Below are 14,577 nucleotides of genomic sequence, written 5' to 3' on the forward strand. Positions count from 1 at the left end.
CTCCCTAATTCACATACGGTTGACACATAAAGAAAGCGCGCTCTGAGCGCGCCTCGCTTGTGTTATGACTTCAAATATTTCTCAATAATTTTGTCATATTCACCGTTTTTCTTTAGGTTTTCCAGCCCTTTATTGATTTTCTTCAATAAGTCCTGGTTTTTCCCCTTCATCACTGAGATCCCGTATTGGTCTCCATTCAAGCGATCTCCAACTGTTTTCAATTTCAAATCTTGCTGTGCGATCGCATACGTAATGACAGGATAATCCTCAATTAAAGCATCTGCATTTCCATTAGATACTTCTTGGAACATAGATGGACTGTCATTGAATTGAACTACTTCATACCCATATTTGTCTGCGTTATCTGTTGCAAATTTTGCACCTGTTGTCCCATTTTTAACAGCTAGCTTTTTCCCCTTTAAATCATCAATCGATTTGATGCTGCTGTCCTTTTTCACAACAACTGTCAGTCCAGCGTCGAAGTATGGATCTGAGAAATCCACTTTCTTTTTACGCTCATCTGTAATACTCATACCACCCATTCCAACATCAAGCTGACCTGCTTGCATCGCTGGAATAATCCCTGAGAAATCCATTGCTTCAAGCTTCACTTTGAAGTCTTGGTCTTTCGCAATGGCGTTAATTAAATCAACGTCTATTCCCACAGTTTTACCGCCCTTTTCAAATTCAAATGGCGGATATGTTACATCTATCCCGATTTTATATGTGCCTTTGCCTTCTCCCGAACCGCTGTCTGATTTTGAACCACAGGCTGCCATGACGAGCACAACAATTAGTCCCATGATCAGTAGCATCGATTTCTTCATAAAACACGACCCCCAATTGTCAGTTTTGTCTAAATATTCGCAACAACAATCTTACTATACCACGCTAAAGCTATACTGTGTGATATTTTTTATCAATACCAAAGATCCATACAATTCTAGATCGATAGTCTCTTTAAATTTTACTTTTTTGCGAATAACTCATTTTATTCTGAAAGAAGCATGTTTCACAATATTCATGTGATATAATCTCACAAAAAACCGCGAATACTCCTTTATAAATAACACTTCTTTCTCACCTATGAAAAAACCCTCTTTCACTGTCTCTCTTCCTCTATTGATATCCTAATATATTTTTTTCAATATCCTCTTTTTACCTAAAAAAATGTAAGCGTATACAATTCGATCGTTACTCCCTATTTTTTTCACTACTGGTTGAATTTACATCAAAAAACATGTTTTACAAATTGAGATAGACCGCTTAAAATATAAGAAGATACTTAATATGGAAAGATGATTCAGACAAATAAGAATCAGCAGAAATGAATAGGTGAAGAAAGGAGGATACCAATTGGCAGAAACAGGTGTTTTGTCATCAGTTGATGTAGCAAATATGCTAAATGACTGGTATGTCTTGATGAAAAAAAGAGACATACAAGAAGCAATACAGCTAAAAGAAGAGATTCTTCAAGCATTTGATCGAATGGAAGAGAATCAAGACGTCTTACTCTACTATCAACTTTTAGAATACCGTTTCAAAGATTTAGTCGAAGATACAGCTTCGTTAGATCACAGTCTTTTTGTAGATGAAAATGCGATTCGTACAGATGATATGCTCAGCTACTATTTCTATTTCTTTAAAGGCATGTATGAAATGCGCAGAGGGAATCAAGATACAGCATTTCACCATTTGAAATTGGCCGAGGATAAATTAGATCTCGTACATGATGACATTGAAAAGGCAGAATTCCATTATAAAACAGGATGTCTATACTATAATATAAGATCCACACTTCTCTCCATCCACCACTTAAAAAAGGCTTCGTCTATTTACGACGCAGATCCATGTTATGTGAAAAAATCAATCAGCTGTCAAATGATGCTTGCTCTGAATTATGCGGATCAATCGAAATATGAAGAGGCAGAAACTTTGTTTGAACAGGTGATTCACTCACTAGAACAGATGGAGGACCCAGATTTACTTGGTCACGCGTATTGCAATGCAGCCTTTATTAAAAGTCTAAGAAATGAATACAGTGAAGCTGTACCGCTCCTAGAAAAGGCTTTATTGATTGAGGCATTCGAAACTTCTTCTCCAGGCGGCTATTTACTGGCCTTGTATGCCTACACGAAAGCGCTGTTTAAGCTGAAAAGGCCTGGTTTGTTCCACTATTATGTACAGCTTTCACTTCAAAAAGCAGAAAATTTAAAACAACGAAACATTTCACTTAAATTATCCATTTTAGAAACATTGATGCTCCAGCCAAACAACATGATTGAGCAGATCATTTCTTATTGTGATCAATTAGAATCTATGAATTTCCTTGTTGATCTTGAGGCTATCTGTCAGGATGTAGCCGCCTACTTAACTGAAAATGGTCTTCCGAAAGAAGCGATTTATTTTCAGAACAAGGCATTGTCATTCAAAACTTGTTAAGAAGATGGAGTGATGTATGATGAAAAAATGGCTGATCTCAAGTGCGATTTTTGCGCTCTTGTTCACAGGTGTTTGGATTGGCACTTCTACACAAAAAGGCAGCCCGTCTGCACAATCGCAAGATGACGGTACGATCATTCAAAAGAGAGATCGAGGCACCAACCCTTAATAAGACTGAAAAGAGTAGCTGTCATTCAAAACAGCTACTCTTTTTATTGGTTAATCAATTTCTCGTTTGATATTTTGCATTTTTTCATCTAAGTAGTGAGCGATATCTGCCGCTTCCTTTAGTTCATCGGTGAGCTGATGAGGAACATCGTTTTGCAGTTTATAATAGATTTTATGTTCGAGACTCGCCCAGAAATCCATCGCAATGGTCCGCACCTGAATTTCAACCTTCACATGCTCCACACGATTCGTTAAGTAAACAGGAATCTCAACAATTAAATGAAGACTTCGATAGCCATTTGGTTTCGGATGCTGAATGTAATCCTTCACTTCAAGGATCTTTAAATCCTCTCTTTGCCTCAAAACATCAATAATGTTATAGATATCTTGAATAAACGAACAGATGATGCGGACACCAGCAATATCATGTATGTACTCCTTGGCACATTGTGTGGTGATGTCACATCCTTTTCTCGCTAGTTTATTCACGATGCTTTCAAAGGATTTGATCCGTGATTTTGTATGCTCTATTGGGTTGTGTCCATGGATTAAATTATATTCCTGACTAATAATCGAAAACTTTGTATCCATTTCATCTAATGCAAATTTATATACTAATAATTCATTTTTCCAGTCTTCCATGACACTTTTCAAATCTTCTACATGAGTTGCTGACATATTCATTCTTTTTGTCATCTCCTTTTGGCAAACAGCTGTTACACTGCTTTCCGTTTACTAGACGGAGAGAGGACACAAATGGTTTTAAAAAAATACATCTTAGCCCCGTTGTTTGTAATAAGTCAGCGCGAGTGCCAGTGCAAGCACAGATCCTTTCACGATATCCATTGCATAATAAGGGACAGACATCATCACAAGTCCATTTTGCAAAATACCGATGAGCACCGCACCAATAAATGTACCGAATGCGTTTGGTTTACCTGCTCCCATGACTGAAAACCCAATAAAAGCAGCAGCTACTCCATCCATTAAATATGGCGTTCCTGCGTTAATTTCTGCTGTCATCACCCTTGATGCCAGCACGATACCACCGATCGCCGCAAATAAAGCAGACAACAGATATGCTGCGATTTTGTATTTGTTCACATGAATACCAGACAATCGAGCGGCTTCTTTATTTCCACCAATGATATACATCAATCGCCCATGCTTTGTGTAAGTCATAAAAACATGTGCAAAAAGCACAATGGCCGCCATAATCAAAATGATATAGGGGACCTGCCCAATCTTGCTGAAAAAGGCAGGGATGGTGCCAGTTGAAAAAGTGCCATCAGGCAGCACCATATTTTCAGAAATGGTCGCACCTTTCGTATAGGTTTGTGCGAGCCCTTGAATGATAAACATCATGGCTAGTGTCATGAGCATATCTGGAATCTTCATTTTGACAATCATCCAAGCATTCAGCAAACCGACAATAAGAGAAGCCGCCAGCGCAGAAAGGATCGCAATGAGTGGGTTTTGCGAGAACCATACAAACATGGAAATCACAATTGCATTTGATAACGTTGCAACTGAGCCTACAGATAAATCAAAGCCGTTCACTGCTAGGGAGATCGTCAGCCCTACCGCAATGATGGTTACAATCGAGATCGATCGTAAAATGTTGATGATATTTCCTGACTGTAAAAATGCCGGATTGGCTGCCGCAAAGACAACAATCAATACGACAATCGTTAAGATGGTGCCATATTGATAAAAGAAATCAAACAGATGAAAGGATGGCCGCTGTTTCTTGATTTGTTGAACTGGGGCTGAAACTTGTCGTTCACTCATGATTGTCCTCCTGTTGAATGATATAAAAGCTCTTCTTCAGTCATTGGTGCTGTCATTTCCCGGGCAATGCTGCCATCATATAAGACGTATACTCGGTCGGCAATTCCTGCAATTTCTGAAAGCTCACTTGAAGCATAAATAACCGCTTTTCCTCTTGCAGCTAGTTCTGCAATGAGGGAGAAAATGTCCTTTTTGGCTCCAACGTCTACACCTTTGGTTGGTTCATCAAAGAGATAGACATCCGCCTCAGCCAACAGCCATTTTCCAATCGCAATCTTTTGTTGATTTCCACCGGATAGATGCTTCACCTTCGCTTCAAGAGAAGGTGTCTTGACGCCAAGCCGCTTGACGATTCCATCTGCTGCCTTCCGTTCCTTAGAACGATGTAAGAAGCTGAACGGCCGTGTAAACGAACGTAGACTTGCAGCTGTTACGTTCCATCCAACAGTTTCTTCTGTTAGAATCCCTTCTTTTCTCCGTTCTTCAGGCACAAGGGCAATACCCGCTCTCACAGCGTGATGAGGCGACTTGATATGAATGGTTTGACCATGCAGCTGCACAGTGCCTGACTTTTTTTCTGAGGCGCCGAATAGGGCTTTGCACAATTCTGTTTTACCAGCACCGACTAGTCCTGCAATCCCGAGAATTTCTCCTTTTTTCACATGAAGATGAATGTTGTTTAATTTATGCTGATCATGCAACTCTTTCACGTCAAGCACAATCGGTGCATCCTCAAGCGGTGTACGGAATGGGAATTGATCCTCTAATGGCGCGCCAAGCATTTCTTCAATGACCTGCTTTGGATCGGTTTCTTTAATGAGATGCGCCGCCACATCGGTTCCATTCTTCATCACAGTCAGTTCATCACAGATGTTGAAAATTTCTGGCATGCGATGCGAGATAAAAATGATGCCTGTGCCGTTCTTTTTCAATTGATGAATCATTGAGAATAGCTTGCTTGTTTCTGCATGACTAAGTGGAGCGGTTGGTTCATCTAAAATTAAAATGCTGCATTTGATCGACACAGCCTTGGCAATGAGCACCATTTGTTTTTCTGCCAGTGTCAAATCACTCACAAGACGCTTCGTCGAGATGTCAATGTCCATCTCTTTTAACAGCTGTGCTGCCTTGCGGTGAATCTCTTTCCAACGGACGAATGGTTTTTTCTCCATTTCATGAATCATCATATTTTCGCCAACACTTAAATATGGCACTAGAGCTGTATCCACTTCTTGATGGACGGTCTGCACACCGTATGAGGCCGCATCCTTCGGTGTATGAATGGTCGCCGCCTCGCCATTGATGTGGATGGTTCCTTCAAAATGTGAATGAGCACCAGAGAGAACTTTCATTAACGTTGACTTCCCAGCACCGTTCGCCCCAATCAGGGCATGGACTGTGCCTTTTTTTAATGTGAAATTTGCTTGATCTAACGCTTTGACTCCTGGGAATTCAATCGAAATGTTTTTCATATGAACAAGCGGCGTTGTCATAGGTGTCCTCCTTCTCTCCTGATCGTCAATTGAAAAACGAAACACCCTCTATGAAAAGAGAGTGCACGTTGTTTATTTTGCATAATGCTTCTTCAAGGTCTTCATCCAGTCTTCTTCAAAAGCTGTGGATGATCCGAATCCTTTTACTTCATCTGCAAGATTGACCATATTGATGGCCTTTCCTGCATCCTGAAGCTGCTTTTGTGAAATGAGAGAGGCCTCAAGGTCATAGGAAGATGGCGTTTTCTCGCCAGCTAGTTTCTTCGCAAGAATCCTTACGTCGATTGCGCCAATGAGCTTCGGATCGACAGCGGCAGTGTACTTCCAAGGACTGTCTTTCGCAGTCATTTCTTGCAGATCGGCATTAGACACATCAATACCGTATATTTTCACTTCGGTTCTTCCTGCTTCTTTTAAAGCTCTTGCGGCACCAATCGCAAATGCATCCCACGTGGCAAAAATCGCATCCAGTTTACCCTTTGGATATTTATTTAGCATAGCCGCAACCGCATTTTGTGTTTGAACTGATGTATCAGAGGCCGCAACGCCAAATCGGTCAAGTTCCTTGATTCCTGTATGCTGTTTGAGCGTTTCTTGGTACACCTTGTTTCGTCTCACCATTGGAGGGAATCCGTCTACCCAAAGATACGCAATATTTGCTTTCCCTTTAAAATCAGCCACGAGTGCATCTAATGATTTTTTCGCTAATTGCTCGTCATCTTGAGACGTCACTGTGACCCCTTTGATGTCCTTCAGCTTCGGATTTGAATCAAACGCCACAACTGGAATGCCTTTCGCTGTGATCTTCTTCACATCAGCGACTGTCGCCTCATCATCCCCATGAGAGATGATAAAGCCATCATAGTTTTCTTCTAGTGCTTGAGAAATAGCATCATGAAACTTCGCCGTATCACCATTTGCCGTGTAGACATCTACTGTAAAGCCTAGCGCTTCACCTTCTGCCTTCGTTCCTGCTAAAAACTGAGCAGTATGATCGTCCCCGCCAATTTTACGGATGACTTTAATTTTTGCTCCCTGTCCTTTTGCAAATCGCTTCGGGACATTGTCAAAGGAGACCTTTTCGTTTGCATTAGCTTTTGAGCCTGCGCTTGATCCCGTACCGCAACCAGATAATAGCACGGTCAGGACCATCAATAATACAAGAGATGATGTCCAATATTTACGTTTCATTGCTGTTCCTCCTCAAGTTGTTTTATTTTTCACATCGGAAAACTAGGTAAAGAAGTGGAAATATGCCTGTGAACCCAGTCTTTTGATTCTAAAAAAAGAGATCAAAAAAGCCTCTCTTGATAAAGAGAGGCTTGATCACCGTTGCATGAAACATGTATCGGGAAGTCTTCCTCTCTTATCTGTCAAAGCTGTAACAGCTTTGCAGGAATTAGCACCAATTTCTTAAATAGAAACGGTTGCTGGGCGTCATAGGGCCAGTCCCTCTGCCTCTCTTGATAAGAGATCCGTTATGAAATTTGTTTTAGTTGAAATGTCTTCTTTACTTTAATGTGATGTCTCATCAATGTCAATGATTTTTTTGAAAATTTCTAAAATGATCATTTGCACCGAATGCCTTGTTTAACTGCCGATGATTTTCTTAGCAGGTGATGATGCCTTAAGACGGAAATCATATTTTTTCTCATTCACAAATTGGGGATTGAGGTGTGCTGATCCTTTATCTTGACCGCTTTTCGAGCGATACGTTTTGTAGCCTTCCAGCCATTTCCCGCGCCATACCCACTGTGAGGCTTTTGCACCTTTGCGGTCATCGTAGACATTCTTTTGGAATGTATTTTTCTTGTTCACTTCGTAGAGATTCACGACTAAGTAATGCGAAGCACTGGCTGTCATGATATTATTCGTGATTCGATTGTTCACCGATTGATATTGCATGAGCAATTGACCGCCTTCTAAGCCGGCTGTGTCATTTTTGTACAAAATGTTATGGGAGATGGTCGTGTTTGTGGTTCCGCCCCGCTTCTTGTCATAGCCGCCGATGGAGATGCCTGTATAACGATTTAAGTATACTTGATTGTGCTCAATGCGAATGCGTTCGGCCATCTTCCCTTTATGTTCACTTGTGACCTCAATCCCAAGGTCATTATGATGGCTGATGTTATGATCAATCACGATGTCTTTCCCGCCATCCACATAGATTCCTCCTGCGGAGATGTCCTTGCCGTACGCTGGATTCCCAACACTCGTAATCTCATAAACTTTGTTTCTAGATACGACACCATTTCGCACTTGATCATACTTTTTAGAAGGTGCGACATTCTCAAAACCAATTAAATCAATCCCGATATTGTCCGTATGCCGGACTGTATTATGAGTCACGCGGAATTTTTTCACGTTTCCGTTTAGCACAAGGGCTTCACTAAAACCTAGCTTTAACTTTTCCACAGTGTTTCCTTTGATTTCGATGTCTTCAATGGCTGCAGGTGCTTTCGTTCCATAGACCGCAATGCCATGAGCATTCCCATTTTGATGTGTCGTCTGAATGTCGTACACACGGTTGTTAAGCAGTTTGACGCCTTTGCCGCTTCCTGTGATGAATATACCGATGGGTGTCACATCTTCTTTATTCGTTTTAATATGACCGACTGTCAAACCTTTCAGGGTGATATAGCTTTTTTGATCAATCTTCACAAGACCACCGTCTGCTTGATTTCCTTTAAGAGATGCTCCGCTTATGACAGGCTTCTCTTTTCCATACGCTTGAAAAACAACTGGTGCTTTCTTTGTTCCAGAATGGCGGACAATCAATCTCTCTTTGTATGTACCGCCTCTCATATAAACTGTTGTCCCAGCTTTCGCGATACTTGCCGCTTTTTTCAGCGTACGGAAAGGCTTTTGCTTTGTCCCTGGATGTTTGTCGTTCCCATTTGCTGCGACGTAATAGGCAGTACCTTGCTTCGCACCAGCCTCCTCCGTCATCGCTTGACAGCCAAAACTAATGGCGGTCATCAATAAAATCAATAAGGCGCCTGATATCATTCGTTTCATCTCGTTGTTTGCTCCCTTCCACTCTCTTCTACCTTTATCGGTTAAAAAAAGAGGATTAAAATATGGCAATGCCCCTTGCAATGTACTAGTCAAAAGGTGTATGGTTGAAAGAATATCTTACAGGAAAACAAATCGCTTTTAAATTGTCAGATTAATCAGTTAATAATGAAATTGGATTTTATTTCTAAGGGGAAACTTCAGTAAAACCACGACAGAGAGGAGGAAAGCGCTTTAACAGATTTTTCTTGTCTGAATTCCAGAAAACCTATTGCTAATATTTTGTGAAGGTATAGAATAGAATCATAATTATTTCATATTATTAGAATTTTCAAATAATCAAACAGCAAGGAGATTTACGATGCCAAAACAACCCATCCGCGTTGAACTTAGTTCAACAAAAAAACCAAAACCTCAATCTGATCAACTTGAATTCGGAAAAATCTTCACAGACCACATGTTTGTGATGGATTATTCAATTGATAAAGGCTGGTATGATCCGAGAATTATCCCTTATCAGGCGATTCCAATGGATCCAGCTTCTATGGTTTATCATTATGGCCAATCTGTTTTTGAAGGCTTGAAGGCGTATGTGTCTGAGGATCAAAAGATTCTTTTATTCCGTCCCGAAAAAAATATGGAACGCTTAAACAGATCAAACGACCGCCTATGTATCCCGCAAATTGATACAGAAACGGTTTTAGAAGGCTTAAATGAACTCATTCGCATTGATAAGGATTGGGTACCTGATGCAGAGGGCACTTCTTTGTATATTCGTCCATTCATTATTTCTACTGAGCCCTATTTAGGTGTTGCACCGTCAAGCACCTATAAGCTGATCATCATTTTATCTCCAGTAGGTTCTTATTATAAAGAAGGCATCCATCCGGTCAAAATTGCGGTGGAAAACGAATTTGTCCGCGCTGTTAAAGGCGGAACAGGAAATGCCAAAACAGCTGGAAACTATGCATCAAGCCTGAAAGCACAGCAAGTTGCTGAAACGAAAGGATTTTCACAAGTCCTGTGGCTTGATGGCATCGAGAAAAAGTATATTGAAGAAGTCGGTAGTATGAATATCTTCTTTAAAATCAACGGAGAAATCGTGACGCCTGAACTGAACGGCAGCATTTTAGAAGGGATCACACGGAATTCTGTGCTTGAGCTGTTAAAGCATTGGGAAGTCCCTGTGACAGAACGTAAAATTTCAATTGATGAGTTAATCGAAGCACATCAGTCAGGTGAACTTGAAGAAATCTTCGGGACAGGAACGGCAGCCGTCATTTCTCCTGTCGGTGAATTAATTTATCACGATCAGCCATACGTCATTCAAAATGGTCAAACAGGCGAAGTATCGAAGAAATTGTACGAAGCGATTACTGGAATCCAAAAAGGAACTCAGCCAGACATCTTCGGCTGGACAGTAGAAGTCGATTCGGTTGTCAAACAGGCATAAGCAAGCGAAAGAACCTTTCATTTGATGAAGGGTTCTTTTTTTGTTTCTTTATCTCCTTCACTACCTCATAATGGAAAATATGGATCTATTCCACGCTTAAGGAGTGATATTATGTTTTTTACTTATTTACTAGCGTTCTTTGTGATTTGCATCGGATCGATCATCATCGCTACAGGTTTCGATGATTCACCGTTCTTCACCCGTTTTCTATTTAAGTTTCTCGGAATTTCTATCCTTGTTCTTTCCATTACTTTTGTAAAAGTGAGGCGAAAGAGGTTACGCAACAAAAAGGAGAAAAAGACTTAGATGTCAGTCAGCCTTCAATCAAATCGTGCACCAAAACAAGACCGATATCCCCACAATGGCCCCTGCATATATCCACTGTTTCCCTTTGATACTTCGCTTTCTCTCGATCAGTAAAAAGATCTCTGGTAAAAAGACGATGATGATTTCTAGGATAAAAACAAGATGATAAACTGGCGGCATCGGCTGGAAATCAAAGTCTCTTTCATCTCCACCGATGGTTGCGAAATACATTAACAGATTGGTTACTGGAATAGTAAAACATACGAGCAGGCGGAGAACATACATCCACACATCCTGTCTACGCCGAATCAGACCAATAAATGAAGCAATGATTCCATACAAAAACAAAACCACTGTGCCGTAACTAAGTAGAGGTTGAACGATAAAGCCGTAAAGCATTAACCCAATTGCCACCATATTCTAACCGTCCTTTCTTTGAAGCAGTACATGTTGTTTTTTCTATCATACACTGCTTTCTCCGGTTTCCATATGAAAAAATCATAAAAAACGACCCCATAAAGGGGCCATTTTATTTTAAGCATTTACTGATTTGAAGAACTGCGGTAAATATTCGCGGTGCGCTTCAAGCATTTCATCTAAGATTTGCTTTGCAATTTCGTCAGATGGAACGAGTGGATTGATGGTCATGGCGACAAGAGCCGTCTCGTAATCTCCTGTCACAGCTGCTTCAGCTGCCACACGCTCGAAGGACTTGATTTGTTGAACGAGTCCTCTCACAGCCACAGGCAGATCACCTGTCGCGATTGGTTTCGGTCCGTCCTTTGTAATAATACAGTTCACTTCAACCGCTGATTCGGCCGGAATGCTGGCAATTGCTCCTCTGTTCACTGTATTTACCGGTTGAATGTCATGTTTATCATTATAGATGGAGCTGATCAAATTACATGCTGCATCGCTGTAATAAGCCCCGCCTCTTTTTTCGAGCTGCGGCGGTTTAATCGATAAATCTGGGTCTTTATATAACTCAAATAGTTCATGCTCGACTTGCTGCACAACCTCTGCTCTTGTTCCTTTTTCTTGAGCCGCTTTTTGTTCTTCCTCCAGCATATCTTTCGTTTTATAGTAATAACGATGATACGGACATGGAATGACCCCTAAGCCTTTGACGAAAGAAGGCTCCCAGTTTTTCGCTTCAATATTCCTCATGGACCACTGGCTATTTGGATTTCCTAATTCATCGAGCACTTGATCCATAATGCTGACCCCGTCTAAATACACATCTAAGCCATAGACCATGTGATTGAGACCTGCAAATTGTACTTCAATGCGTTCGACATCGACATCCAGCGCTTTTGCAATGCCCATTTTGATTCCAATCGGCACATTGCATAGACCGACCACTTTTTTCAGATTCGTGTAGCGTAACACCGCCTCTGTGACCATGCCCGCTGGATTTGTAAAGTTCACCAGCCAAGCATCTGGGCAAAGCTCTTCCATATCCTTCACGATGTCTAGAATGACTGGAATGGTGCGTAGACCTTTAAATAACCCGCCTGGACCATTCGTTTCCTGTCCAATGACGCCATATTTAAGCGGGATTCTTTCATCCTTGGCTCTGGCTTCGAGCAGTCCTACACGAAATTGTGTCGTGACAAAGTCCGCATCTTTCAGAGCTGCCCGGCGGTCAAGGGTGAGGTGCACTTCAATCGGCAAACCCGCTTTTTCAACCATACGTTTTGCAAGGGCACCTACGATGTTCAACTTTTCCTGACCCGCTTCAATATCCACAAGCCATAATTCCTTTACAGGCAATTCTTGATATCGTTTAATAAACCCTTCGACGAGCTCAGGCGTATAGCTTGATCCACCGCCTATTGTGACAATTTTAATTCCGTCTTTCATGAATTGACACCTCCGAATTGCTTCATTTTTTCATGGAGCTCAATGATTTCAGCTGCAAGCTCCTTGACGGTCATTGCGTTCATCAGATGATCCTGTGCATGAATCATCAAGAGACTGACGTCGGTTTTCTCTCCTCTGATTTCTCCTTGGATCAGCTCTGTCTGTGCGTGATGCGCCTCATTTAACGCGTCTTGTGCTTCCTGCAATTTTTGCTTCGCCTCATCAAAATTGCCTTGCTTTGCACATGTAATGGCCTCCATGGCCGAGCTTCTGCCATTACCACCGTGCAAGATGAGTTGAAACACAATTTGTTCCATTTCCATCGGCCGCATCCCCCTTGTTCCCTCTATTACATGCTGACGACATTTTCATCTGTTGATGCTTTTGCTTCAAGCTCATTTTCTTCTTTCAATTTCTGCTTATCCCACATTCTAAAGAATGGATAGTATAGCGCAAATGACAAGGCAAGGTTAATCAGCTGCATGACCGCGCCAGAGATTTTCCCACCTGTTGCGAGATAGCCTGAAATGATTGGCGGCATTGTCCACGGGACAGCGATCCCTGCCGGTTTTGCTACAAGTCCTGTACTCATTCCGATATATGTGGTGATGATCATCATAATTGGGGTAAGGATAAACGGAATGAGAAGCATTGGGTTCATCACAATCGGCATTCCAAAAATGATCGGTTCGTTGATGTTAAAGATGGCTGGCCCAATCGCAAGACGGCCAAGCTGTTTCATTTGTTTACTTCTCGCACGCAAGATCATGGTCAGTACCAAAGCAAGCGTCGCGCCGCTTCCGCCGACATTGATAAAGATTTCAAAGAACTGCGCTGTGAAAATATTCGGCAGCACTTCTCCTGCTTGGAAGGCAAGACGGTTTTCATCCATCGCACCGAGCCAAATCGGACCCATGACTCCACCGACAATGGTGGCTCCGTGAATACCACATGCCCAGAGGAGCATTTGCACACCAATGGCAACGATACTTCCGCCTAAGCTTCCACCAAGAATGGATAGTGGTGTGCCGATTAAGACCGTGATGATATTATGAATACTCTCAAAAGGTGTCATCTCAATCAGAAGCCTAGCGACCCAGATCAGCGTGATGACCACAAAACCTGGAATAAGTGCGATAAACGATTTACTAACTGCTGGCGGTACACCATCAGGCATTTTGATGACGATATTCCGCTGTACAATAAAGCGATAAATTTCGGTGGAAAGCATGGCAATAATCATGGCAACGAATAGCCCTTTACTGCCCATCAGTGTGACGGGAATACCGCCATTCACTAGGATAGCTTCTGTTGATCCTTCAGGTGTGAACGGTACTTGATAAGGTGTGGCTAGGAGGAAAGCTGCGACAGCAATTGCACCAGATGACAGTGCATCGACTGCATACTTTTCAGCTAACCTGTACGCGATCCCAAAGGTCGCAACAAGTGCCATAATGTCAAAGGTGGCATTCACAGGATAGGATAGTTTCGTGGCCCATTCGGCTCCGAAGACACTTGCCATAAAATCGCTATATCCTGGAATCGGAAGGTTGGCTAAAATAAGAAACAGTGAACCGACGATAATGAGAGGCATGGTTAAAACAATTCCGTCACGCAATGCTTGTAAATGTCTTTGAGCGGCAATCTTCCCTGCAAACGGCATAACCTTCTCTTCTAGAAATCGGTTGAATCCATTCATCCCTTCCGCCCCCTTTATCCGTTCACTAACTGTTCAGCAGATTTTAAAACCTCAGCACCATTACATACGCCATAATGCACGGTATTAATCACGTCTACTGGAATTCCTTTGTCTTCTCCGAGTTTTTTCATTTGCGGTAATAAATAACGAACTTGAGGTCCTAATAAAAGCACATCGGCTTGATCAATATGATTTTTTGCAGCATCTCCAGATACTGCCCAAATACGATAGTCTTTTCCTTGTTCTTGTGCACTTTTCTCCATTTTTGTGACAAGTAAGCTTGTTGACATACCTGCTGCACAAACTAATAAAATGTTCATTGTAAACGCCCCCTTTTTGAAGTATGA

Annotated in this window: 14 protein-coding genes and 1 riboswitch; of the genes, 3 read left to right on the forward strand and 11 right to left on the reverse strand. The window is 41.7% G+C overall.

Going from position 1 to position 14,577, the window contains the following annotated elements; translation table 11 throughout:
* Positions 1 to 62: 62 nt before the first annotated feature.
* Positions 63 to 827, reverse strand: a complete 765-nt coding sequence (locus tag MKY11_RS18505; RefSeq protein WP_007497862.1) for a transporter substrate-binding domain-containing protein — start codon at positions 825 to 827, stop codon at positions 63 to 65.
* Positions 828 to 1,356: 529 nt separating this feature from the next.
* On the opposite strand from MKY11_RS18505, the gene MKY11_RS18510 reads away from it, so the two are divergent.
* A complete protein-coding gene (locus tag MKY11_RS18510) occupies positions 1,357 to 2,442 on the forward strand; it encodes a Rap family tetratricopeptide repeat protein (RefSeq protein ID WP_342501671.1) in 1,086 nt (361 codons plus the stop codon).
* A gap of 19 nt (positions 2,443 to 2,461) precedes the next feature.
* Positions 2,462 to 2,611 (forward strand): hypothetical protein, encoded by a 150-nt coding sequence (locus tag MKY11_RS18515; protein WP_017368302.1) that lies wholly within the window; start codon positions 2,462 to 2,464, stop codon positions 2,609 to 2,611.
* A 50-nt stretch (positions 2,612 to 2,661) separates the two neighbouring features.
* Here MKY11_RS18515 and MKY11_RS18520 read toward each other — a convergent pair whose 3' ends face one another.
* The 5 genes from MKY11_RS18520 to MKY11_RS18540 all read right to left on the reverse strand — a co-directional run bounded on the left by MKY11_RS18520 (position 2,662) and on the right by MKY11_RS18540 (position 8,912).
* On the reverse strand, positions 2,662 to 3,294 hold the full coding sequence (locus tag MKY11_RS18520) for a GTP pyrophosphokinase family protein (protein WP_007497867.1): 633 nt from the start codon (positions 3,292 to 3,294) through the stop codon (positions 2,662 to 2,664).
* A gap of 93 nt (positions 3,295 to 3,387) precedes the next feature.
* The gene (locus MKY11_RS18525) at positions 3,388 to 4,401 is read right to left on the reverse strand and encodes an ABC transporter permease (protein ID WP_017368303.1); all 1,014 of its coding nucleotides are present in this window, start codon (positions 4,399 to 4,401) and stop codon (positions 3,388 to 3,390) included.
* Positions 4,398 to 5,894: a sugar ABC transporter ATP-binding protein gene (locus MKY11_RS18530; RefSeq protein WP_342501672.1), complete on the reverse strand. Its 1,497-nt coding sequence runs from the start codon at positions 5,892 to 5,894 to the stop codon at positions 4,398 to 4,400. The genes MKY11_RS18525 and MKY11_RS18530 overlap by 4 nt, the downstream gene beginning before the upstream one ends.
* A gap of 72 nt (positions 5,895 to 5,966) precedes the next feature.
* Entirely contained in the window at positions 5,967 to 7,085 is a 1,119-nt protein-coding gene (locus MKY11_RS18535; RefSeq protein WP_342501673.1) for a sugar ABC transporter substrate-binding protein, read from the reverse strand.
* Between the two features lie 172 nt (positions 7,086 to 7,257).
* Positions 7,258 to 7,367: riboswitch (SAM riboswitch) on the reverse strand.
* A 117-nt stretch (positions 7,368 to 7,484) separates the two neighbouring features.
* On the reverse strand, positions 7,485 to 8,912 hold the full coding sequence (locus tag MKY11_RS18540; RefSeq protein ID WP_342501674.1) for a right-handed parallel beta-helix repeat-containing protein: 1,428 nt from the start codon (positions 8,910 to 8,912) through the stop codon (positions 7,485 to 7,487).
* A gap of 358 nt (positions 8,913 to 9,270) precedes the next feature.
* On the opposite strand from MKY11_RS18540, the gene MKY11_RS18545 reads away from it, so the two are divergent.
* The gene (locus tag MKY11_RS18545) at positions 9,271 to 10,362 is read left to right on the forward strand and encodes a branched-chain amino acid aminotransferase (protein WP_342501675.1); all 1,092 of its coding nucleotides are present in this window, start codon (positions 9,271 to 9,273) and stop codon (positions 10,360 to 10,362) included.
* Positions 10,363 to 10,686: 324 nt separating this feature from the next.
* Here MKY11_RS18545 and MKY11_RS18550 read toward each other — a convergent pair whose 3' ends face one another.
* The 5 genes from MKY11_RS18550 to MKY11_RS18570 all read right to left on the reverse strand — a co-directional run bounded on the left by MKY11_RS18550 (position 10,687) and on the right by MKY11_RS18570 (position 14,550).
* The gene (locus MKY11_RS18550; RefSeq protein ID WP_060832752.1) at positions 10,687 to 11,085 is read right to left on the reverse strand and encodes a hypothetical protein; all 399 of its coding nucleotides are present in this window, start codon (positions 11,083 to 11,085) and stop codon (positions 10,687 to 10,689) included.
* A 117-nt stretch (positions 11,086 to 11,202) separates the two neighbouring features.
* Complete coding sequence (locus MKY11_RS18555; RefSeq protein WP_007497885.1) at positions 11,203 to 12,531, reverse strand: 6-phospho-beta-glucosidase; 1,329 nt, start codon at positions 12,529 to 12,531, stop codon at positions 11,203 to 11,205.
* The gene (locus MKY11_RS18560; protein WP_008345561.1) at positions 12,528 to 12,854 is read right to left on the reverse strand and encodes a PTS lactose/cellobiose transporter subunit IIA; all 327 of its coding nucleotides are present in this window, start codon (positions 12,852 to 12,854) and stop codon (positions 12,528 to 12,530) included. The genes MKY11_RS18555 and MKY11_RS18560 overlap by 4 nt, the downstream gene beginning before the upstream one ends.
* A gap of 26 nt (positions 12,855 to 12,880) precedes the next feature.
* Positions 12,881 to 14,230 carry a PTS cellobiose transporter subunit IIC gene (celB, locus tag MKY11_RS18565; RefSeq protein ID WP_007497888.1) on the reverse strand — a complete coding sequence of 450 codons (1,350 nt, stop codon included), beginning with the start codon at positions 14,228 to 14,230 and terminating at the stop codon, positions 12,881 to 12,883.
* A gap of 14 nt (positions 14,231 to 14,244) precedes the next feature.
* Positions 14,245 to 14,550: a PTS sugar transporter subunit IIB gene (locus MKY11_RS18570; RefSeq protein ID WP_007497889.1), complete on the reverse strand. Its 306-nt coding sequence runs from the start codon at positions 14,548 to 14,550 to the stop codon at positions 14,245 to 14,247.
* Between the last annotated feature and the right edge of the window lie 27 nt (positions 14,551 to 14,577).

It is taken from the genome of Bacillus sp. FSL W7-1085 (assembly GCF_038595035.1).
In the GTDB taxonomy this organism is placed as follows: domain Bacteria; phylum Bacillota; class Bacilli; order Bacillales; family Bacillaceae; genus Bacillus; species Bacillus altitudinis.